We start from the raw sequence: 21838 nt of genomic DNA on the forward strand, positions 1-21838 counted from the left end.
CAAGCTATTAAAGCGAGGGTTAATCCTGCTGTGCAGACCCCATCTTTAATACCCCTGGTTTAGACCTGAATCCTTACATTTTTTGTTTGAGTCTATCATCATTCTCTTGATTTGCACAACTCATTTAGACGTGCTATCTCCCATTGACGTTTAACTAATAATGCGGTAGAATTGTTTATTATTAGCAGCTATTGGCTGTCTCTTTCACCAAATGTCTAAGTCCTGACTGCGAGGAGGGTAAGGTAGAGCAGCCAATCGAGAAAGCAACAAAAATATTGAAAAATCTTCTTGAAAGCCAATGCAGCCTGATTCTCAAAAATCCCTCTCTTTGCCTCTCGTCTCAGTCATTATCCCTGCATACAACGCTGAGCCATTTATTGAAGAAACTCTGAAATCTGTTCTCGCTCAAACTTATCCCGCAATTGAAGTTTTAGTAGTCGATGACGGTTCCCAGGATCGAACCGCTGAAATTGTAGAAAAAATCACCAAAAAAGATTCTCGCGTCCAGCTTTTGAAACAGCCAAATGCTGGAGTCGCTGCTGCTCGAGACTTAGGAATTCAGAAGTCGAGAGGAGAATATATTGCCCCCATTGATGCCGATGATATTTGGTATCCTGAAAACATAGAAAAACAAGTTCAATGTATGTTGGAGGGAGGGGAAGAAGTAGGGGTCGTCTATTCGTGGACAGTGGACTTGGATGAAAAAGGATTGCTAACAGGAGGATTCCGGTCTTATAGAATTGAAGGTGACGTGTACGGAACCCTCATCTGTCACAACTTTATAGGAAACGCGAGTGCTTCTCTGATCCGTCGCAGTTGTTTGGAAAAGGTGGGGGTTTATGACAAGACATTGAAGGAAAGGAATGCTCAAGGCTGTGAAGACTGGGACTTGTACCTGCGGATAGCAGAGATTTATCAATTTCGAGCCGTGCCGGAATTTTCAATTGGCTATCGCAGGATGTATAACACTATGTCTACCAACTATACGACAATGGCGAATTCTCAATCTTTGATGCTGCAAGCTGCCAAGCAACGGCATCCCGAAATTCCCGATTTCCTGCACCGATTATCTACCAGTAATTTTTTGCTGTACTTAGCGCACCAAAGCAGCCGCAACGGCAGCGATCGCACCGCGCTATTTTGGCTATTCCAAGCTTTAAAAACTGAATGCATCTCACCCTTATGCCGTTCTGGCTTTTACAGAGTATTGGGAAAGAGCCTTTTAAACCTATTATCCCAGCAGTCTAGGAAACATCAGGAGGCTCTAGATGCACCTGTGAGAGTAGAAGATACGCCATCCTCTGATAAGCAACTGATCAGCCGGGAGGTGTTGGTAGAGATCCGGCGCCAAAATATCGAATTAATGATAACGATAGGCAACATTTTTCACCGCTCAATTTCCCTCCTTGTCAAGCGAAATCAAACAAATATTGACACGCTCCCTCAAGTGAACATTAGCGCCACGCCACCGACAAAAGCAGAGTTGTCTTAATGAAAAAAGAAATTAAGGCTATTAAAACGTAACTACTCACCGCAACGCAGTGGCGGTGAGCAGTTACCACTTTTTCAAGCGATACAACACTGGCTCAGTATTAAAATCTTTTCCGAAAGCTGGTTGCAGCGGGCCCTGGGCACTTGTCAGCCAAGATAGAGCTTTCCTAGTAGCTGCGTTTGTCTCAGTCAGGGGCCCGAATCCCACAGTCCTAATTTTATTTTGCCGCAGGTTGTCAATCCATGCCGAAAGTCGATCGGCTCTAAACGGCACATATAAAACTTGTCTGTCCAAATTTATCCCGTAAAACAGGTAGCTGCGCGAACTTAAAAAGAAGCCTATTCTTTCATCTGGTACTGTATTTTTATCAATATACTCGTAAATTCCGCGATACAGTTCGGTGCGAGCAACATCTCGCTTTTCCCTCGCCACCAAACTAGCACTTACCATCAATGCTATACAGACACAAATTATCATTATGTAACTCGATTTTTTTAGGCTGGTGAGTAGATTTTTAAACCATATCCAACTAGGATTGTGCTTAAATAGAATCCAACCCAGCAGCAGTAATCCAATATAAAGTAACGGGTATATTCCTAAATTTCGTAAACTGGGAGTTAAGATTTTTATCACAAGAGTGATGGCTTCTTCGAGATTAGATTTAAACGTGTCAATCAAGCCGCTCCCCCAAACAATACTGTTTCCGGTAAAAGAAGCATTTCTAATAATGTCAAAAATTGTGCTGCTAATAATGCCCCAAATACTGCTAATTAAAACAACTGCCACAACAACGCGATTTCTAGTTTTTAACTTAGTTGCTGTAGCTGCGGCTGCAATGCCTAGCAAGCTTAAAAAGGGAAATCCGTATCTGAGGTTAAAACCGAGTATAGGACTTATTTTACCGCTCGACTCTCCCGCAGTACCCGACGTGTAAGGTGTGATTAAATACAGAATTCCGGTGCTGGTGAGAAGTATCATTAAAATGATATTATTTTGATTAATTCTGATTTTACCTTCGATCAAAGCCAGAGGTGCTGCCAATACCTGAAGTGCGATCGCCAGAAAGGGCAGTTGCAATCTAATGATAATTTGTAAGCCGACAGTTTGCCAGTGGGAAATATTGCTGGGATTAAATTGAGCTGCTAAATTGCTTTTCCAAATATTGAAAGACGGCGAAGATGACGGCGCAGGCAGGGTAGGTGTTGCTTGCGTTACGGGAGATGGTAAGGGAAAAGACTGTAAGGGAACTTTAATATTACCAGCCTCGCCGACAGGATAATTGACGTGCAGCAAGTTTCTCGCATACCAAAAACCTCCTAAAAACAAGCAACAAGCTATGCCGCACAGCAAGACTGGTTTGAGAGAGTGGCGAATTCTAAAATTAGCTGGTGGGGAATTTTTATTAAGGGCTAATCTTTTAATTTCTAATATTGCTAATCCTGCTAAAAGTGAGGCTGCGTAGACTATCCCAGTAATTTTTATTCCGGCTAGGATTCCTGTGGCTGCCAGAAAGAGAGAGAGTTCGGATTGCGAGCGGCTGCTATGATAAGATAAACCTAGATACAAACCCACTGTAAATATTGCAGCTAGCGGTAAGTCGGGGTGAATGGTGTTAACTTGGTTAATCACCATCGGTACTGTCAATACTAAAGATGCTGCTGCCATACCGTGAATTCGAGTGGCTCCAAATTTTACGCTCAATAGATAAACTGCAATTCCCTCAAGTACCCACGCAATTAGCAGGGGAAAAGCTGTGAGAAAATCTTCTCGGAAGGGGAGCAAACACAAAGCAGACAAAACGTGCCAATTGTAGGGATATACTCGTGCTTGCTCGTGATCGAAAATCCAATTTCCGGCGGCATCTAATAATGTAAATGAATGGGTTTGATACCATCGGGCGATCGCAGGCAGGTGAAACCACAATGAGTCATAATTGGTTGTGGGTTTGGTTGCTAGAGTTTCCCACATCACAAATCCTGCAAAAGCGGCGGCACCAATAATTAGATATTCGGATTGGCCCAGAGGTTGCTTGATTTGGGGAATCTGCCACTGCGAGAAGGTAAAAGCTCTGTGGTTTTTGGCATAAATGACGATTAAGCCGATCGCACCAATCAGAATTTCTACTATAATGACCGCAGAAATATTTAGTCGCTCGGCACTTCCTAAAATCAAGCCGATACAAACTTGTGCACTGCTCCATCCCGTCAGGAGTACGAGGAGAAAATGGGGAAATGAAGAGTTCTTGTTTTCGTTCTGATTTTCGAATGCCAGAGACAAGCTTAAGGGAATCGGGCCGAATACAATAATCAGAAATAAAATTAATTCCCACAAATGCTGCGCTATTAGCATAAGCTGCCAGTTACCCATTTTTATTGGTTTTTCGTCGTTCCCAGGCTTTTTCTGGTAAATAGAAATCCATCGGAGCTGATATCAACACATTTTACACCATGCTCAGCAACAGGCTAGGAGGGCCGATTCTACAAAACATCAATTTTCTTGCGGGGTGGGCGAATAGCCCGCCCCTAAAAAAATTAATCTATCCAAGCCGCCATTTTTACCTGCTAGCTTGCTTCTGAGTTTTGGGTTTGGGGGCTTGCTTGTCTTTGGGCCCGGAAATGTCAGCTTTTAACAGTTCCGGGAATGGCGGCTGGATGTTGTGAACTTCGATGTCCATTCCCAGCGGCAGAGGTGGAAGCTGGGGCAGATCGTTTTCCAAATCCTTGAGTCCGCTAGCGGTTTGTATTTCCACCATTTTCGGCATTTGCGGTACTTTGGCGGTTTCCAAACTGCCGATCATTTTTGCCAGAGCGAATTCTAGCTGAGAGCCCGGGTCGATCGCCACCCAACCCTGGTCAGTCATTTGCCGAACCTCGAAGTGAAGGTGAGGCCCTGTAGACATTCCCGTACTCCCGACGCGGCCGATCGTCTCTCCCTGTTTCACCCACTCTCCCGGTTTCACAAACAGTTCCGAAAGGTGGGCGTAGAGAGTTTCCTGAGACTTTTTGTTGTGGTTGAGAACCACTGTCAAACCGTAGCCGCCCAACCAATCGGCGATCGCCACTTGACCCGCATAGGCTGCCAGTACGGGCGTTCCCATCGGGGCCCCCAAGTCCGTTCCGGTGTGAAACCTGCCGTAGCCCATAACCGGATGAGTCCGCCAACCAAACGGCGAAGTAATTGCCGAAGCAATAGATAGCGGAAACAGCAAGCTGGTGTTGCCATTTCCGGGCAGGCCTGCGGGACGCGGCGTGAGATTGTAGTAAGCAAAACCGGTATTGCTGCCGCTGCTGACACTAATGGCACCGACTTGAACCGGCCCGAGTCCCATGCTGGGCGCTGGAGCGCCGCCACCGTAAGATGCAGATCCGGCATAATACCCTGCGTCTGCCGAGTATCCTGCGTCTGCCGAGTATCCTGCGTCTGCCGAGTATCCTGCGTCTGCCGAGTAGCCGATGTTTGCCGAGTATCCAGTGTCTGCCGAGTATCCTGCGTCTGCCGAGTAGCCGATGTTTGCTGGGTAGCGCGGGGGTGCGTAGGCTGGTTCCGGCGGATTTGAACCCCCCCAAACCTGGCTGCCTATTTGTTGAACGGCTTGACCGATCTTACTGACAGGATTTCCGCTACTATTTCCCGCTACAGTTTCCCCAACATTGTCTGGAATGCTTTCTGGCAGATTTCGAGGAGGAGGGGCTGCAATATAGCCGTCGTCTGCGATCGGAGGTTCTGGGCTGTAGTTGGGTTCTCCGGCATCGGCCGTCACCGGCTCGGAAACAGGAGGAGGCGCGCACAAATCGCCACCTCCTTCGCAGCCTGTCGATCGTTCTGCAAACTCTATACTTGTTGGCGCTTCGTACTCTTGGTACTCGCTGGTAGCGCCAATGCTGTAGTCTGTTTGGTCGATTTCAGCGTGGGCTGGGTTAACTGGCGCTTCAAAAGGCGGCTCCTGGGCCGTCGCTTCTGGCAGGGGAATCAGCGCGGGTTCTGGCAGATAATATTGCGTGGGAGGTGGTTCGCTGGCGTACTCCGGCTCGGACGGCGGTGCGGCATCGAAAGCCTCGGACGGCGGAACTTCTGCCTGCGGTTCAGGTTCAGGGTATGGTTCTGGCTCCACTTGGCTGTATTCGGGTTCCGGGGGCGGGAGAGGAGCTTCAAATAATGGCTGGAGGTCTGCTGCGCCGGGGACGGCTTGTTCTGCTGGCGGAGTTTCGGCTTGGGCCCAAACTAGGCCTTTGCTGAGCAGTCCCAGACTGGCAAGGCAACCCAGTCCCACCAGCAGTGAGCGATCGGACAAAAGGCGCGATCGAGTCCGGGTGCCTGTAGGGTTCTTTTTTTGCTGTTTGGTGTTCAAAGGGGCTGTTATTTGCTTGTCTGGAACTGGTTTCACGATTTTTTTTCCCAACTCAACAGGGGGCACAAGGATCTCGAAGTCAGGATCGAATGTATGGCAATCCTTGTCTTTATATACAGACCTAACTGATTTTACCGGGCTTGAGGCAATTTTTTTTGCACATAGAACAAGCTCGAATACCTTGCACATTCAGTCGCGATCGATATCCGGTTTTTTTGATCCCGATGGCACTTGCCTAGAAGTGTCTGACGGCCACACTGATGATAGCGCTTTGGCGTTCCTCTATGTTAATTAGTTGCCTATATTTCTCGGGTTATGCAAAATTTCGGCGCAGTCGGTTGTCCTAAAACCGCCTGCTTCATCGCGATTTTTTCCTTAAAGCTGGCGCTGCCTTTAAACTTCGCGGAGAAAATTGTTGATTGTTTAGAATACAAGCTAAATGATTCGCTTGGGGATGGATAGGTTTCATGACTGTAGCTGGCGATCGCTTGACAAATTTTCCTGACTCTGAGTGCGCCGGAGAGCCTGAGGGTATCAGTTGGGACTGGCAGAGTTCTGAAGGCTTGCCGTATCTGACTTGCAGCTTGCTTTCTCGCTGGTCTCACGGCTTTTTTACTCGCGAGTTCTCGCCCCGGGGGCCGATCGAGCTGACGGAAGTTCTCGAACCTGGAGCTAAGGTTTACCGACTCCAACAGGTACACGGCAATGCGGTACTCAAAACGAGTGAGTTGTCCCCGGTTGTGGCTCCGGGCCCGGAAACCGCTGCCCCAAGCTATGCTGAGGCTGATGGCTTGGTAGCCGAGCGAGAATTGGAGGCGCTGTGGGTTTGCTCGGCTGACTGTGTGCCGGTGCTGATTGCTGACGAGCGCACGGGACTCGTTGCTGCAGTTCACGCGGGTTGGCGCGGGACTGCTGCTAAGATATTACCAGAGGCGATCGCTCAACTTGTGGCACAAGGCAGTCAACTAGAAAATCTGAAGATTGCTATGGGGCCGGCGATCGCTGGAGAGGTTTACCAGGTATCTGTGGAGGTAGCAGCGGAACTGGGAGCCACCATTGCTCCTAAGAGTGGCGTTAGTGCGACAGCCGACGGCATTCTAGAGTTTTTGCACCAACTGCCGGAAACGCCTGTCTTAGCCGATCCAGAACCGGGAAAAGTACGCTTGGATGTTCGCCTCTGCAATGCTCTGCAATTGCAGCAGTTGGGAATCGATGTTTCTCAAGTGGCGATGGCTCCTTTCTGTACTTATTCTGACTCGGCTCGCTTTTTTTCCTACCGCCGCGATCGACTTAAAAAAGTCCAGTGGTCGGGAATTGTGAGTGCCTGCGGGACAAGTCCCTTCTGAGGGCATTTGGCAGAAGGTAAAATTTTAGACGGCCAAGATAAAAATAAAAATCTTTGGATTCATTATTTTTTATTTACGAATGCCAAATGCCTTCTAGTTTCTATTTTCGTAAGGTTTGCTGGTTCCTGTTTTAAAGCACCAAAAACTAGCAGCAAAACTTTTGGGAAAGCGGCAGAGCCCCCGCCCCGCTTTCCTCTCTTGTTAAGATTACTCTATAACGAGAGTCTTCAGCGGGTTATTACCATGAGTGAGCCAACTCCCTATCAACTGCTTGAAGTCGATGAAGATGCTTCCTTTGATGAAGTGCAAGAGGCCCGCACGCGCCTAGCTGAGCAGTACAGCGGTGACAAGAAACGTTTGGAATTGCTCGAAGCCGCTTACGATGCGATCCTCATGGATCGCCTGCGGCAGCGACAGGAAGGTAAAATTAAAGTACCCGAACGCATCCGCTTTCCCGAGCGGCTGACTCCGCCACCCCCAAGCTTTACTCCCTCTCCTCCTAGTGGCAGCCCAGCTTGGTTGCAGCGGCTAATTGATACTCCTAGTCGATCGGACATTTTGTGGCCGGCTGGGGTGTATGTGGGGTTAGGCGGACTGAGTATTTATCCGGCAGCTAATGATGGTTTACTACAGTTGACTCTGGCTCTTGGGGTCGGCTCTTGTCTTTATTTTGTTAATCGCAAGGAACAAAAATTTGGTCGGGCTGTGCTGCTGACTGTGGCTGGCTTGGTTATAGGCTTGTTGCTGGGAGGCTTTTTGGGTTCTTTGGTCAGTCCGGCATTTATAACAACAGAGAAATTTATCGCTTTGTTTACGTTTTTAATTCTGTGGCTGGTCAGCGGTTTTCTGCGATAGTCAGTTGTCAGTTGACAGTTGACAGTTGACAGTTGTCAGTTGTCAGTTGTCAGTTGTCAGTTGTCAGTTGTCAGTTGACAGTTGTCAACAGTCCTCAATCATTAGTCAACCATCAACAGTCATTAGTTATTGGTAATTGTAAATGGGTAATTAGTAATTGGTAACAATCAACTAACTACTAACACCTAAAACCTACGAACCAACCAATAACAATTAACCAATAACAATAATTAACCACTGCCCACTGTCAACAGTCAACTGTCAACTGACTACTGACTATCTAAAATAATCTCAACTGCTTCGCTCAAATTGTTGGCAATTAAATCCGGTTGGTGCATTTCTAGTTGGGTGCGATCGCGAATTCCGCACAAAACACCAATTACCTTGACACCGTGCGTTTTTGCTGCTATAATGTCCGCCTCCGTATCGCCAACCATCCAAGTGTCAGAAGCCGGCGGCAGTTCGGCGAGAGCTTTGGCCATCAACAGCGGCTTATCTTTGACATCCCCGGTTTTAACGTAATCGTTGGGGAGGCAATAGCGGCGGTTTTCTGGGAAAAATTGCCCTAAATTGCAGCGGTTGAAGGCTTCATCTAGTTCCCTAACGCGGCGCATGGTCATCACCGCTAAGTCTACTCCAGCGCGCTGCACCTTTTCGAGGGTTTCCACGGCGCTGGCGACTGGTCGATCGTAAACCATGTAGGGTAGGGTGTGTACGGTTTGACGGCGTTTCTGAGCAAAATCGCGGGCTTGATCTGCATCTAATCCTGAGAGGATGCCAATTTCGGTTTCGGGAACCCGCGCGCGCTTCATGTCCCAAAACTCGGCTTTGGGGAGTTCGCGCACTGGTTGGTCCGAACGCTTAGTCTCGGCGAGACAATACTGGTAAACTCGGTAGTAGCGATCGGACACGTCCATGATCGGGCCGTCAAAGTCGGTAATAAGTCTCAGCATTTAGCAGAGTATTTTTAAGCTTTTATACAAATCCTTCGATACTATATCACTTAAAGGTAACACTTTCTTTACAAAAATTGACACAAATACCCAGGGGAGGTAAGGTCTATAGGAATGGTGCTAATTAAAGCAAACATTTGAATTAAACTGTGCTGTTCCTCAACTTTAGCGGTTGTAAGCCATATCGGGGAATTTAAAATTAAAATGTGCCGCACAAATAGTGTAAACCGCTACATATTCTTCATAAATCTCAACCTCAACAGAGGATGATTTTGACTGCGTTTTCTCACAAAAAGTAGGTCAAATTAATATTTGACCCCATTTTTAAAATAAGCAAAAAACTGCTTGGAGAATCCAAAGTGTACTGTTTGCATAAATTTGCCACCGGTAACAGGTGATGACATCTGCCAGTATAAAAATTCCCATGATAAATCGCAGCCAAACAACAACTAACTTTACCGGCTAACCTTTGAGAGAGATGCTCTACAATAACGAGATGCTTCCCACATTAACTGTAGAGAGCAGCCCCAGAAGTATTAATATTCTTCTTTATAAGCTGTTATCCTTACGCAGGATTGAATACCTCACAGTCGATCGGGAACTTAAGATTAAAGAAATATCTTTGAAAGTGCAAGATTTTGCCTACATTCATGAGGAAGTAGGCGAAGGAAAAGACGTGCGCGATAGTTTTCCCGAACTTATCGGAATTGAAGGAATTCTTGAAGATATTATTGAAGAACGACAGCAAGATTGTCAGTTAAAATCAATTAGCCGAGTTCTCAAAGATGGCTCTTATTTGTATCTAAACTTGTATATTTTTGGTTATAAGGGACAAGCCAATGCTGACAGATTGATTATTTTATGTGAAGATGTAACAGATAGCATTGGCTCTCAGCCAACCATGGTTCAGGCTGCCAACAAAACAACTATTAAAGGTGATAACTTAGCTGCGGCTGGCGATTATATTGACAAAATTATTAATTCCCTAGGGGATGTTTTGTTCGTAACAGGAACATCGGGCCAAATCAAAAAAGTGAATCAAGCTGCACAGCAATTATTTGGATATACCGAATTGGAATTAATCGGCCAATCCATATCCATGATTACGGCTGAGGAGGAATTGTTACGCAAAGTCAGCCAGCTACCTCCTGCACTTAAAAGCCAATATTGGCCTCAAGTAAAAGTAGCTTGCCAAACGAAAATAGGTTTAAAGCTGATTGTTGCGTTTTCATGCTCTACTTTCGAGACAAGCACAGGAAGCCCGGATGCAGATAGCAAGGTTATACAAGATTTTGTTTATATCGGCAAAGACATTACCAAGCAACAACGCATAAAAAAGTGTCAAGAAGCACAGTATGCTGTTACTCATATCCTGTCAGAATCAACTTCTCTAGATAGCGCAACTCCGAAAATTTTGCAAGCTATTTGCCAAAGTTTTGGGTGGGATTTTGGCGAACTTTGGACGCCTGCAGAGGTTGAGAAAGAAACTAGATGGGGTGAGGAAATAAAATCTGAAACAGATCCGCTTTGGTGCCTGCCGCTTTGCTGTCCGATCGAGGAAACTCCTTGTTGGCGGCGGGTGGCAGTTTGGCAGGCAGCGGAGGAAGTTAGGGAGTTTGCCGAAAACGATGAGCAGATTACTTTCGCTGCGGGTGAGGGTTTGCCGGGAGCGGTTTCCCGAAGCGGTTCTACGCAGTGGATTACCGATCTTGTGGGCGATCGCAATTTCGTGCGATCGCGCTTGGCCGAGGAAGCGGGACTGCGCTCGGGATTCGGTTTCCCCATTCACGCTAGGAGCCAAGTTGTAGGAGTAATGACTTTTTTTTGCCGGGAAGAACTGCCACCGGATCAAGATTTACTTCAGATAATAGCTGTGGTAAGTTCTCAATTAGGGGAATTTGTCAAGCGCAAATATGCAGAGAAAGAATTGCAAGAAGCTGAAGCTTCAATCCGATTTTTGTACGAACAAGAAAAACGCCAAAGTGAAGAATTAGCTCGGCAAAATTTAGCTTTAGAACAAGCCAAATTAGAATTACAAGCAGCTAACATGGAATTGCAGCGCCTCGCTTCGGTGGATGGATTGACTCAAATTCCCAACCGCCGCTGTTTTGACAAAAAATTGGAGTTAGAATGGCAGTTGATGGAGCGAGAAAAAGAGTCGCTGTCTTTAATTTTGTGCGATATCGATTTTTTCAAACTTTACAACGATCATTACGGGCATCAAGGAGGCGACGAATGTTTAAAACAAGTAGCCGAGATTTTAGCTAGCAAGGCTCAGCGCGCAGGAGATTTAGCGGCCCGCTACGGTGGGGAAGAATTTGCGGTAATTTTGTCGCGCACTGATGTGCAAGGAGCAAAGCAGATAGCTGAAGCAATTCGCAGCGATTTGAAAGCAGCGGCAATTTTTCATGCTGCTTCCAAGGTAAGTAATTTTATAACTCTTAGTATGGGTATCGCTACTACTGTACCTGCTGCTGGTTTATCGATTGAGGAGTTAATTGGACAGGCCGATCGAGCCCTGTATCGAGCTAAACTAGAAGGGCGCGATCGTATAGTTGACCTAGACTTGAAAAGAGAATTTCAGGCCGGGAAGGGAGTATTTTCTGATGATTGTGAGAGAAGCTAAAATCGCGGACGCACCTGCAATCGCACGGGTTAATCTAGATACTTGGCGGACAGCTTACCGAAAAATTGTACCCACAGATTACCTCGCGCAACTGTCCTATGAAAAAGGAGAAAGCCGTTGGCAAGAAATCCTGGCAAACGTCAAAAATACTGGGGTTTTTGTCTGCGTTGCTGAGAATGACTCGGGACAAATTGTGGGTTTTGCGGCAGGTGGTTCCGAACGCACCGGCAAATATGTATATAAAGGAGAATTATTTGCCATCTATATTTTGGAGGAATATCAGCGTCAAGGAATCGGACGGCAACTCGTGAGAACAGTTGCCACAAAATTGGCAGAGTTAGGTTTGAACTCGATGCTAGTTTGGGTACTAGGAGACAATTCAGCCTATAGGTTTTATGAATTCTTAGGAGGTGAAAAAGTAGACGAACAGCAAACAAGTAGAGCAGGAGTTGCACTCAAAGAAATTGCCTACGGTTGGAAAGATATCGCAGTGCTGATTAACAGGCCTGTATGACCTAAAAAGTGGAAATTTTTTCAATCATCTATCAAACTTCCCCTCTTCATTTGTTCCCGTTCAATTGCCTCAAACAAAGCTCGAAAATTCCCCGCCCCAAAACCTCCAGCTTGCACCTGTTTGCCGTTAACTAAACTAACTCGGCGCTCAATAATCTCGAAAAAGAAAGTCGGTTCTGCAAAAATTGGCTGGGTAAAGATTTGCAGCAGCATCGCTGCGGGAGTATCTTCTTGCCAATCTGCCAAAACTTGACAAGCTGCAATTGCTTGCCAATCTGCGGGCAAATAGTTTTGCCGCTGCTGCAATTCGGAGTAGTATGTTGGAGGAACCGGCAGAAAAGGCAAACCGCACGATCGCAAATCGGCAACAACACCCACAATATTATTAGTTTGCAAAGCCATGTGCTGAATTCCCGGCCCCCGATTTGCGCTCAAAAACTCTTGAATTTGAGAATTAGCTGATGCCGGTTCATTAATCGGGAATTGCACCCCACCTTCAGCGTGCACCATAACTTGGCTCCGCAAAGCCGATTTCTCAGTCTGAATGTCAAAATTTTGCTGCGGTTGAAAACCTAATATTTTTTGATACCAACTAACAGCACTTGACAAATCGCCTGATTCAACATTTAACACTACGTGGTCAATCCGGGTAAACAACGGCCGCTTATCCGAAGCCGATAGCAGTGAATGGCTGCCAATTCGCTCCACGAGCGTATGGCTTAAATCTCCCCAGCCCGAAATTTTTGCCCGCTTAAAGTAGCCTCCTGCGTTTAGGTCTTCTTGAATCGGTTCCAGGATTTTAGCGCCTTCAGCAGCCGCTCTAGCTACCGCTAATTCAATATCTTTTACCCGAAAACCCACATCGGCAATCCCAGGAGGATGAAACTTCAACCAACTAGCAGCGGGACTAGCGGGTGTCAGGGGCGAAGATAAAACAAAACATACATTGCCACTGCTGACAACTTCAGTGTGAGTGTGGCTGTTGGCATAACCTGCTATTGATTGAAAGCCTAACTGGCTGACAAACCACTCGCGGGATACTTTAGCGTTTTCAACGTAAAATTGAATGCGATCGAACTCCATAATCAATAATTGAAAATGGAAACTGAAAAATGGAAAATCTGCTGATTTTCAAGGCGAAATTGCAAGGGAGGAATTGAGTAATGGAGATTTTTCATATTTTTTATTGCGCGCCCAGTTAATAATAACCTAAAGATTGAATATCCTAGCTCCCTCTGAAGGTAGAAATAAGTCGGCCCTTAAAAGAAACCCGGTGTGTGCGATAACTTAGGTTTGACCGCTAGGCCTTCACCAATAGGACTAAGGCAAAAAAATGGTTTGACGTGCTATTTATAGGAGTAAGATGCGCGAGCCCATGCACCCTAGATAATTAACTGCTGTACAAGTTCTCAAACCTAAAAATATCATAATTTTTCTTGCCTTCAGCTTCCGCTGCGTTCTGCCTTCAAATCACTCCTCAATAGCTAAAAAAACAAATGACTTTCCGGCTGAATATTAATCTCCATCGGCACAGCTTGCGGGTCAGCCGAAAGAGCAAACATAATCGCATTGGCGGCAGTGTCGGTAGTCAGCATTTTTGACCTGTCTACCTTCAAACTCACATTATCCCAAAATGGAGAATCCACCCCGCCAAAATAGAATAGCGTAAACTTAATACCGTAGCGTCGCAGTTCATCTGCCATGCACTTGCTGAAACCAACTACCCCAAACTTTGAAGCGCAATAAGCCGTTCCCATCGCCATCGAATGCTTGCCCAAAATCCCGATGACATTGCAAATATGGCCGGATTTGCGCTCTTTCATCACATTCGCCGCTGCTTGAGACGTGTAAAAACTGCCTTTCAAGTTCAAGTCAAGCATTGCATCTAAATCAGCGGGTTCTAACTTGTTCCACTGCTTGAGAATTCCGGCACCGGCGGCGTTTACGAGGGCATCAATTTGTCCGAAATGCCCCCCAGCTTTGTGCATCAGCGTCTCGACTTGGGGCAAATCGGTGATATCTGTGGGTACGCACAGTACCTCTGTTGCCGAAAGTTCGCTAGCTAAAGCGTCTAATTTACTGCTGTCTCTGGCGGCGAGCACTAGCCTCGCACCCGCATCAGCGAGTTTGCGGGCCACCGCTGAACCGATGCCGCCAGTTGCACCCACCACAACCACAACTTTGTCCTGCATATCCCTTTACATTTCTTTACGTCCCGATTGTATGATAGCTCAAGTTGCTAGTAATGGGGAGGTTGATATATTTTAATTTTTAATTAATTGAGGGAAACTTGCCAGCCTTTTTCGGCTTTTTTTAGCTGGAGAGAAGTGCAGGATTGCAAAAACTTAGTAAATTTCCTACCGAGATTAAAATCTTTAATTATTTGGGTAATTTGTTTGCCGTATTGTCTGTGAAATTCGCTGCCTACATTGGAGAGAAATACAGAATTTTCACGAGAGTTGCCGGTTAAGTCGCCAACGATTTTGACAAGAGCTCTTTCCAAGTCTTCCAGAGAATTAATATCAGTTAAAGTTGCAGGTGCTGCCTGGTGGTTATTCAGAATTTCTTGGCTAAGTATTGGCGGTGGGGGCGATAATTTTACTTCAAAAAGAGTGACATAAGTTTGAGAAACTTCTGAGGGTTTGTGGAGGACAAAATCGGTGGGATATTTAAGAAAGATATCCCGGGTTTTAGTACCTAGCAAATGATGGGCAACAACTTGATTGAGCACTAAGCCGTAATTTTCCCTAAATAAAGCTGAAACAGTAGAAACTTTTATCCACTGAGTTGAGGTGCGTTTTTGCTCTTTTTTGATTAATTCTTTTAGTTGAACAACTAATTGTTCTAGGGGTGTAATTTCCGGTATGGTTACAAGGGAATGGGTTTCCATTTGTCCGGTTTTGCTGTTTAAAACTATGATTTTATCTATTTGTTTGCGGACTTGAAATACGGTTAATCCGTGGGCTTGCAGTGTATTGCTGAGGTGAGTGAGGGCGCGATCGGACGAACAGACAAAAATCTCTTTGGCTGTGGGATAATGTACGAAAATCGAGGCGCCGACTGTAGCCATTTTTAAGTCGGCGCTGTCTTTGCCGGGGGGGACGTGAATTAGTTGATAGCCCCGCTGGTGAAATTCGGCATCTTTCTTGCCCATGCTGCGCCAGTTGGCAAAGGCAACTTTGATTTGGATGGGATAGTGGCAAATTCCCTCTAGGAATTTTTCGGTTTCGATGGTGAGTTGCAAGTTTTCGACATCTAGCAGCAAGATAGCAATGCCGAGAGGAAGCGGGGCTGGTTGATTGGTTGTTGGAGTGGGAGGTTCTGAGGAAACTGAGTTTTCTGATTTAGCTGGTGCTGTTTGAGATTGGGCTAGCTGCTGAATTTTGACCGATAATTTGCTGAATTGAGGTGAATTAACGAATTCTGGAACCAGCAGAATTTGTAGGTATTTTTTCGCAGTCAGCAGCAGGGAATCTGTATCGCTGGCTACTGTGAAACTTTTTGTCAATTTTCCAATCAAAACAGACTGAAACTCAGGTTTGGCCCAGGGGGTTTTCCTGTATTTTTCAGCTATCCATTCGGGATGCTGTTCCTGAATGGTAATTAGGGTTTGAGCTATATAGCGACTGATGGCGCTGAATGCGAGAGATTCTTGAGTCGCCAGCAAGGGGGTTCGATCGGGCATGGCCCTCTACAATGCGGGATGCTGTTTCAATTTATCACAATTCTAGTTTCTGGCCGGGAGTCGGACGATCGCCCGCCAAATTAAACCGGCGGCAATTAATGCCAATCCTGTCAGCCAAATTTCCCTCTCCACCCAGAAAGCCAGAAACAGACAATTTCCCAAACCCGCCCAAGCCAACCACTGCGGATAAAGCCTTTCGGCGGGGGAAAGTTGCAGCGCGGCGAGGTTGGTGATAGCGTAATATATCAAAACGCTAAAAGCGCTAAATGACCAAGTGGTTTTGACATCGCCGACGAGGATTAAAAGTGCGATCGTAACTTCGACAACCACCACAGCCACGTAGGGAGTTGTCCCCGCAGGATTCAGTCGCGCCAAGACTCTCGGCATATCCAAGCGCCGCCCCATCGCCAGCCAGATGCGCGAGAGCCCTAAAATTAAGTTCAGCAAGACTCCCAACATGGCGGTAATTGCGCCGACGGCTAGCAGTTGAGAAACTCCTCGAATTGGGAAACTGCGGGCGATGACTTCCAGGGGTGCAACCGTGCCGCCTGGTTGTAAAGACAATTTATCGCCTCCCCCCGCGCCTGCGACAACTACTGCTACCCCCACGTAAAGCAGCATTGTCAGCACCAAAGTAAAAATTATGGCTTTGGGAATGGTTTCCCTCGGTTCCCGCACTTCCTCGCTCATTGTGGTAATGCGGGCGTAACCGCTATAAGCGACAAACATCAGGGCGGTGGCCTGGAAGATGGAGCCGATCGAGCTATCATTCTGTAGCGCGGGCATTTGCCACCTTACCTCTGGCAAACCCACAGCAACAAACACCGCTAAGGATAGAAGTGTAACTGAGACTATGGCAGTATTGGCAATATTCGATCGCCTAATTCCCGTCAATACAATTAAAGTGAGGGCGGCGAGGGCGACTAAAGCTGTTAGGATCAGGTAAGTGCGATCGGCTACACCAACTGCATTTAAAAAATACCCCGCAAAACCCAAAGCCGCAGTAGCCGCAGAAGCCGTTTTCGCCAACAGAAACATCCAGCCCGCAGTGAAACCCAGCCAAGGATTGAGATATTTGTAGCCATATTCATAAGTACCGCCGCTAACCGGATGATTGGCCGCTAATTGAGCGCTGCTAAGGCCATTGCAAACAGCAACTAAAGCCGCAATACCCACAGCCAAAATCACTCCCGGCCCAGCAACTTCCGCTGCAATCCCGATACTCACAAATACTCCCGTGCCAAGAATCGATCCCAGGCCCATGAGAGTTGCGCCGAAAACACCTAACTCTCGCTTCAGAAGTGGTGAAGACATAAATATAGCGGTTTTCTGTTCAGTGCCATACTGATATTAGGTTACATCTAGTAATATTTGCAATAATTCCGGCAGGGGTCTACACCCCCGCCTCAAAAATCAAGTCCCCAGCTAGGAGGACTGAAATACTTATTGAGAATGTTGCCAAATCTGAGTTAATAGTAAGTCAAATACTATTACTATTTCAGAGTTTTCCTAAGAGAACTTTAACTGTGAGACAGGGACTTAAGCCCCTGTCATAATATAGCGAGTGAGAGAAAGCAAAACACCCTGGTATTAACCGAAACGGCCTTGAATGTAATCTCTCGTACTCGAATTACCCGCAGAAGTAAAAATCTTACTTGTCGGCCCAAATTCAACCAGCCGGCCGATGCGACTTTCATCAGTATTAAAAAATGCCGTGTAATCAGAAACACGAGCCGCCTGCTGCATATTGTGCGTCACAATCACAACAGTTAACTGCTGCCGCAGAGTCTGAAACAACTCCTCAATCTTCATCGTTGAAATCGGATCGAGAGCAGAACAAGGTTCATCCATCAGCAAAATTTTCGGCTTTACCGCCAAAGCGCGAGCAATACAAAGCCGCTGCTGCTGTCCGCCCGAAATCCCCTGAGCTGATTTATTCAAATCGTCTTTTACTTCATTCCAAAGCGCCGCACTTTTAAGTGCAGATTCCACAATTTCATCTAATTCTGCTTTGCTTTTGCGACCAAAAATTCTCACCCCGTAAGCAATATTATCGTAGATGCTCAGCGGAAAAGGATTCGGCCTTTGAAACACCATCCCAATTTGGCGGCGCAAACTATTAATGTTTACTTTCGGGCTGTAAATATCCTGTCCAAAAAACTCTACTCTTCCTTTAATTTGAACCTTTCCCTCCAATTCACCAATCCGGTTGAGAGCTTTGAGAAAGGTAGATTTGCCGCAACCTGAAGGGCCAATAATCGCCGTAATTTGCGGGTGAGGGATATTCATCGATAAATTTTCTAAGACTTTGTGAGTTCCGTAATAAAAACTCAAGTCCTGAACCCGCAGTGCTGGCATTGCATTGGGGTCAATTTCCGGGGTAACATCGTCTAGGAATTGATCTGTATAGTTTTCTGCTTTCAAGTTAGCTTTAGGTTTCATTATTTGCGGGTTATATTGTTAGTATTTGACTGAACAATGCACTTTAGTTATTGATTTATCGGTTTTGCAAGCGTTTCCGAGTTACTGTACGGGATGCGACGCTAGCAATTAAAACCATACCCAAAAGGACAGAGGCAGCAGTCCACGCCAATTCGTTCTGCTCCTTGTAAGGAGAGCTGGCGTAGCTATATATTAATACCGACATAGAAGGAGTCGGAGTCAGCAGTGTCTCGGGAATTTCTTTGAGTTTTGAGATAGTTTCTGCACCTATGGGAGACTGCATTATCTCGCCCAATTTATCAACTAAAGGAGGCCAAAATTGACTCGACAACGCCGTTACAATCAGCGGTGCGGTTTCGCCGGCGGCCCGGGAAGCAGCGAGTAAAATACCTGTGGTAATAGTTGGAAGCGCTGAGGGTATGATAATGCGAAACATAGTTTGAAAGCGTCCGCCTCCCAACCCAGCAGAAGCGAGGCGGTAAGAAGTAGGCACTAATTTTAATGCTTGTTCTGTTGTCAGAGCAACAACTGGAAGCATGATGATGCCGAGGGCAAAACCGCCTGCTAATGATGAAAATGCTTTGGTAGTAACGACAATTAGGGCGTAGGAAAAGACGCCAACTACGATCGACGGAACGCTGCTGAGAATGACGGTGATAAAGCGAATACTATTGGCCATCGCTTTGTTTTCTCTACCAAACTCAGACAAAAATATTCCCGTCATTACGCCGATAGGGACGCTGATCAATGTCGCAATTCCCACCATTAAAGCAGTGCCTAGAATGGCATTGGCAAAGCCGTTGGGCTGGTCTTCAACTCCGACGGGTGCGGGCAAAGATACTAGCACTTCCCAGCTCAAATGTGTAAGTCCTTCCCCCAGGATTTTGTACAAAATAGCGAACAAAGGTAGCACGGCAAGAGCTGTGAGAAAGCAGGCAATAAGTGTCATTCCCCGGCTGAACAAAGTTCTGCTCACTGACAGGGGGTTGTAGATTTCTGCATCCAGAATACTGTTTGATTTTTGTGCTTGAGTCATTTTTAATTTTTAGCTCCCTTAACGCCCATTAGCTTAACCAGCAATACTGCCACTGCATTCACCAACAGAGTGATGACAAATAGAATCAAGGCTAAATACATCAAAGCGCCAATGTGCAGCGGTTCGAGAGCTTCCCGAAATTGACTTGCCAAAACCGCAGGAATTGAGTAGCTGGGAGCTAGCAGGGATTGGTTTATTTGAATCGAGTTGCCAATCACCATTGTGACGGCCATTGTTTCGCCTAAAGCGCGCCCCAATGCCAAGATTGTAGCGCCTATAATTCCTGAACTAGCTGCTGGTAATAACAGCTTAAATATTGTTTCCCAGCGGGTGGCACCGAGGGACATCGAAGCACTTCGCAAATCTACTGGGACAGATAGCAATACATCGCGGCTGATGGCGGCTACTGTTGGCAAAATCATAATTGATAACAGTATTCCTGCCGGCAGCATTCCGGGGCCTAAAGGTTCGCTGCTGAACAGGGGAAACCAACTGAAATTATTAAACAATGACTGCTGCAATGGCAACAAAAAGGGAATCAAAACAAAAATTCCCCAAAGGCCAACTATTACGCTGGGAATAGCCGAGATTAATTCAACCATGAATCCCAAGGGCGATCGCACCCAAGGGGGTAAGAAGTTCTCGCTAGTAACTATAGCTACTGACAGCCCTAAAGGAAGTGCGATGATTATGGCGATCGCAGAACTAATCACAGTGCCGTAAATAAACGGCAAGGCCCCAAACTGCAACTCGCCGATATCCCACTTGGGATTCCACAAGAAGGAGAGCCCAAAATTGCTAATAGCTGGCCAAGCATCTTTAAAAATTATCGCGCTTATCCAGAACAGCGTACCCGCTGTCGCTAAGGCAAAAGCCCATACAAACATTGTAAATCCTGACTCGATCAATAAACCTTCACCAGAAGTATCTGTCAAGTCTAATGCTGTGTTTATTTCGGGCGATTCCCGAGTCACTTTTTTACGTTTTTTGGAAGGATTTGTCATGCCGGAATTATTGCGTAAGAAGCGAAATGTTTGCTTGAAAGACGAGTTATTCTAAGGGGGTTGGTGCGCGCTGCAAACCTGGTTTGTAGGGGGTGCAGCGCGCACCTTACATAGTAAATTTAGCGCACATTAAGCTGATAATTTATGAGTTTTGAGTCATACATTTAACTCGTCCACTCCTAACCCCGTGCGCTCGCCCCAATTAACCTCTGGCAACCACAGTCTGATTAACTGTTTGAACCACCTTTTGAGCTGTAGCTGAAGGAATCTGAGTAAACTCTAGCTGTTTGTTGATACCTTGACCTGTAGTCATCACCCAATTAACCATCTTTTTAATAGCCTCTGCTTTCGCAGCAGGATACTGTTTGTAGATTAACAGCCAAGTCAAGCCAACAATCGGATAACCGTCGTTAGGATTGCCTTCTACTAAGCGGAAGTCTGCGGGGAATGTTTCCCCTGCTAAAGCTTTCTCTGCTTCAGCCAAGCTAGGATCTACAAACCGGCCAGCTTTATTTTGAATAAATGCTGTTTGGAGATTGTTTTGCCGAGCATAAGTATCTTGAACGTAGCCGATCGCACCCGCTGTATTCTTCACCAAAGCAGCTACGCCGGGGTTTCCTTGACCGCTGACAGCGGTGTCTGGCCACTTCGGCTGAGCGGCAGCTTTGATGCTGCTACCAGTTGCCTGCAAGTGGTTAGCAAAAATAAACGTTGTACCGCTGCTGTCTGCCCGTACAGCTACTCGAATTGGAGTATTTGGCAAGCCTTTAGCTTGTCCAGAAATTCCGGCTATTTTCGCATCATTCCAGCGAGTAATCTTGCCTTCAAAGATGCCGTTCATGGCATCCTTATTTAGCCTCAGATTCGTCACTCCGGGCAAGTTGTAAACAACTGCAACAGCACCGCCAGCAGTCGGAACCGCCATGACGCCGCGCTTTACTTCGGCTATTTGCGCCGCAGTCATCAGCGCGTCGCTGCCTGCGAAATCAACAGTGCCTGCAATTAATGCTTTGATACCAGCACCGCTGCCAGTTCCTTCGTAGTTTACAGTAATTTGATTGGCACTTCTCATCTGAGAGAAGTAGCGATCGTAAAGAGGTTTAGGGAAAGTTGCTCCCGAACCGTTTAGTGTGACAGCAGCTACAGCAGAAGTAATCAACGAGAGCGAAAATGCTGCTACCGCTAGCGTAACTATAAAAGCACGCCGCCAACGTGCTGTGAAGAAAGTCATAATTTTCGTCCTCAATATTGATAGCAGGCTTTGGGAATCCTACATAGGATAGACTAAAATCCCTAATTAAAGACATAGGAAACAATAAGCTTGTTTTAAATTATGGTTAATTTTAGATTAAACTTTTAACTATTAAGAAGTGGGTGTAATAACAATAAGCTTGTTTTAAATTAAGGTTAACATTAGATTAAGTTTTTGACGGTTAACTGCTGCGAGTTTTATTGGAGTTATTGCGCGTAGGATTGACGCTCGAAATTGGCGACCGCCGTAAAAAATGATTTGTCCGATCGCACTCGGCTAATTTCAT

General features: G+C 46.2%; 16 protein-coding genes. 5 read left to right on the forward strand and 11 right to left on the reverse strand.

Annotation, left to right across the window (positions count from 1 at the left end):
* Positions 1–298: 298 nt before the first annotated feature.
* A complete protein-coding gene (locus QUB14_RS15065) occupies positions 299–1492 on the forward strand; it encodes a glycosyltransferase family 2 protein (RefSeq protein WP_333217694.1) in 1194 nt (397 codons plus the stop codon).
* 63 nt (positions 1493–1555) lie between these two features.
* Here QUB14_RS15065 and QUB14_RS15070 read toward each other — a convergent pair whose 3' ends face one another.
* Positions 1556–3859, reverse strand: a complete 2304-nt coding sequence (locus tag QUB14_RS15070) for a hypothetical protein (protein ID WP_333217695.1) — start codon at positions 3857–3859, stop codon at positions 1556–1558.
* 187 nt (positions 3860–4046) lie between these two features.
* On the reverse strand, positions 4047–5876 hold the full coding sequence (locus QUB14_RS15075) for a peptidoglycan DD-metalloendopeptidase family protein (RefSeq protein WP_333217696.1): 1830 nt from the start codon (positions 5874–5876) through the stop codon (positions 4047–4049).
* Between the two features lie 431 nt (positions 5877–6307).
* Here QUB14_RS15075 and pgeF point away from each other — a divergent pair, with 431 nt between their 5' ends.
* The gene (gene pgeF / locus QUB14_RS15080) at positions 6308–7186 is read left to right on the forward strand and encodes a peptidoglycan editing factor PgeF (RefSeq protein WP_333217697.1); all 879 of its coding nucleotides are present in this window, start codon (positions 6308–6310) and stop codon (positions 7184–7186) included.
* Between the two features lie 243 nt (positions 7187–7429).
* Positions 7430–8041 carry a CPP1-like family protein gene (locus QUB14_RS15085; protein WP_190663744.1) on the forward strand — a complete coding sequence of 204 codons (612 nt, stop codon included), beginning with the start codon at positions 7430–7432 and terminating at the stop codon, positions 8039–8041.
* A gap of 269 nt (positions 8042–8310) precedes the next feature.
* Here the strand turns inward: QUB14_RS15085 and QUB14_RS15090 are convergent, their stop codons facing one another.
* Positions 8311–8994 carry an HAD family hydrolase gene (locus tag QUB14_RS15090; RefSeq protein ID WP_333217698.1) on the reverse strand — a complete coding sequence of 228 codons (684 nt, stop codon included), beginning with the start codon at positions 8992–8994 and terminating at the stop codon, positions 8311–8313.
* Positions 8995–9472: 478 nt separating this feature from the next.
* Here QUB14_RS15090 and QUB14_RS15095 point away from each other — a divergent pair, with 478 nt between their 5' ends.
* The gene (locus QUB14_RS15095; protein ID WP_333297230.1) at positions 9473–11620 is read left to right on the forward strand and encodes a diguanylate cyclase domain-containing protein; all 2148 of its coding nucleotides are present in this window, start codon (positions 9473–9475) and stop codon (positions 11618–11620) included.
* Entirely contained in the window at positions 11601–12134 is a 534-nt protein-coding gene (locus QUB14_RS15100; RefSeq protein ID WP_333217700.1) for a GNAT family N-acetyltransferase, read from the forward strand. Before QUB14_RS15095 ends, QUB14_RS15100 begins: the two co-directional genes overlap by 20 nt.
* Positions 12135–12154: 20 nt before the next feature.
* Here the strand turns inward: QUB14_RS15100 and hppD are convergent, their stop codons facing one another.
* The 8 genes from hppD to pstS all read right to left on the reverse strand — a co-directional run bounded on the left by hppD (position 12155) and on the right by pstS (position 21531).
* A complete protein-coding gene (gene hppD, locus QUB14_RS15105) occupies positions 12155–13216 on the reverse strand; it encodes a 4-hydroxyphenylpyruvate dioxygenase (protein WP_333217701.1) in 1062 nt (353 codons plus the stop codon).
* A 401-nt stretch (positions 13217–13617) separates the two neighbouring features.
* Positions 13618–14325: an SDR family oxidoreductase gene (locus QUB14_RS15110; RefSeq protein WP_190663739.1), complete on the reverse strand. Its 708-nt coding sequence runs from the start codon at positions 14323–14325 to the stop codon at positions 13618–13620.
* 83 nt (positions 14326–14408) lie between these two features.
* Positions 14409–15818, reverse strand: coding sequence for an NYN domain-containing protein (locus tag QUB14_RS15115; RefSeq protein WP_333217702.1), 1410 nt, complete (start codon positions 15816–15818; stop codon positions 14409–14411).
* Positions 15819–15860: 42 nt separating this feature from the next.
* The gene (locus QUB14_RS15120; RefSeq protein WP_333217703.1) at positions 15861–17132 is read right to left on the reverse strand and encodes an APC family permease; all 1272 of its coding nucleotides are present in this window, start codon (positions 17130–17132) and stop codon (positions 15861–15863) included.
* Between the two features lie 276 nt (positions 17133–17408).
* Positions 17409–18260: a phosphate ABC transporter ATP-binding protein PstB gene (gene pstB / locus QUB14_RS15125; RefSeq protein WP_333217704.1), complete on the reverse strand. Its 852-nt coding sequence runs from the start codon at positions 18258–18260 to the stop codon at positions 17409–17411.
* A gap of 55 nt (positions 18261–18315) precedes the next feature.
* Positions 18316–19296: a phosphate ABC transporter permease PstA gene (gene pstA, locus QUB14_RS15130; RefSeq protein WP_333217705.1), complete on the reverse strand. Its 981-nt coding sequence runs from the start codon at positions 19294–19296 to the stop codon at positions 18316–18318.
* Positions 19297–19298: 2 nt separating this feature from the next.
* The gene (gene pstC / locus QUB14_RS15135; protein ID WP_333217706.1) at positions 19299–20300 is read right to left on the reverse strand and encodes a phosphate ABC transporter permease subunit PstC; all 1002 of its coding nucleotides are present in this window, start codon (positions 20298–20300) and stop codon (positions 19299–19301) included.
* Positions 20301–20502: 202 nt separating this feature from the next.
* Positions 20503–21531, reverse strand: a complete 1029-nt coding sequence (pstS, locus tag QUB14_RS15140) for a phosphate ABC transporter substrate-binding protein PstS (protein WP_333217707.1) — start codon at positions 21529–21531, stop codon at positions 20503–20505.
* Between the last annotated feature and the right edge of the window lie 307 nt (positions 21532–21838).

Origin of the sequence: Microcoleus sp. B3-D2 (assembly GCF_036705345.1) — a bacterium.
Lineage (GTDB): Bacteria > Cyanobacteriota > Cyanobacteriia > Cyanobacteriales > Microcoleaceae > Microcoleus.

Bases quoted from the DNA above. Each gene is read 5' to 3' on its own strand.
- QUB14_RS15065 (WP_333217694.1), top strand. From the start codon at position 299: ATGCAGCCTGATTCTCAAAAATCCCTCTCTTTGCCTCTCGTCTCAGTC.
- QUB14_RS15070 (WP_333217695.1), bottom strand. From the start codon at position 3,859: ATGGGTAACTGGCAGCTTATGCTAATAGCGCAGCATTTGTGGGAATTA.
- pgeF (WP_333217697.1), top strand. From the start codon at position 6,308: ATGACTGTAGCTGGCGATCGCTTGACAAATTTTCCTGACTCTGAGTGC.
- QUB14_RS15085 (WP_190663744.1), top strand. From the start codon at position 7,430: ATGAGTGAGCCAACTCCCTATCAACTGCTTGAAGTCGATGAAGATGCT.
- QUB14_RS15090 (WP_333217698.1), bottom strand. From the start codon at position 8,994: ATGCTGAGACTTATTACCGACTTTGACGGCCCGATCATGGACGTGTCC.
- QUB14_RS15095 (WP_333297230.1), top strand. From the start codon at position 9,473: ATGCTCTACAATAACGAGATGCTTCCCACATTAACTGTAGAGAGCAGC.
- QUB14_RS15100 (WP_333217700.1), top strand. From the start codon at position 11,601: ATGATTGTGAGAGAAGCTAAAATCGCGGACGCACCTGCAATCGCACGG.
- hppD (WP_333217701.1), bottom strand. From the start codon at position 13,216: ATGGAGTTCGATCGCATTCAATTTTACGTTGAAAACGCTAAAGTATCC.
- QUB14_RS15110 (WP_190663739.1), bottom strand. From the start codon at position 14,325: ATGCAGGACAAAGTTGTGGTTGTGGTGGGTGCAACTGGCGGCATCGGT.
- QUB14_RS15115 (WP_333217702.1), bottom strand. From the start codon at position 15,818: ATGCCCGATCGAACCCCCTTGCTGGCGACTCAAGAATCTCTCGCATTC.
- QUB14_RS15120 (WP_333217703.1), bottom strand. From the start codon at position 17,132: ATGTCTTCACCACTTCTGAAGCGAGAGTTAGGTGTTTTCGGCGCAACT.
- pstB (WP_333217704.1), bottom strand. From the start codon at position 18,260: ATGAAACCTAAAGCTAACTTGAAAGCAGAAAACTATACAGATCAATTC.
- pstA (WP_333217705.1), bottom strand. From the start codon at position 19,296: ATGACTCAAGCACAAAAATCAAACAGTATTCTGGATGCAGAAATCTAC.
- pstC (WP_333217706.1), bottom strand. From the start codon at position 20,300: ATGACAAATCCTTCCAAAAAACGTAAAAAAGTGACTCGGGAATCGCCC.
- pstS (WP_333217707.1), bottom strand. From the start codon at position 21,531: ATGACTTTCTTCACAGCACGTTGGCGGCGTGCTTTTATAGTTACGCTA.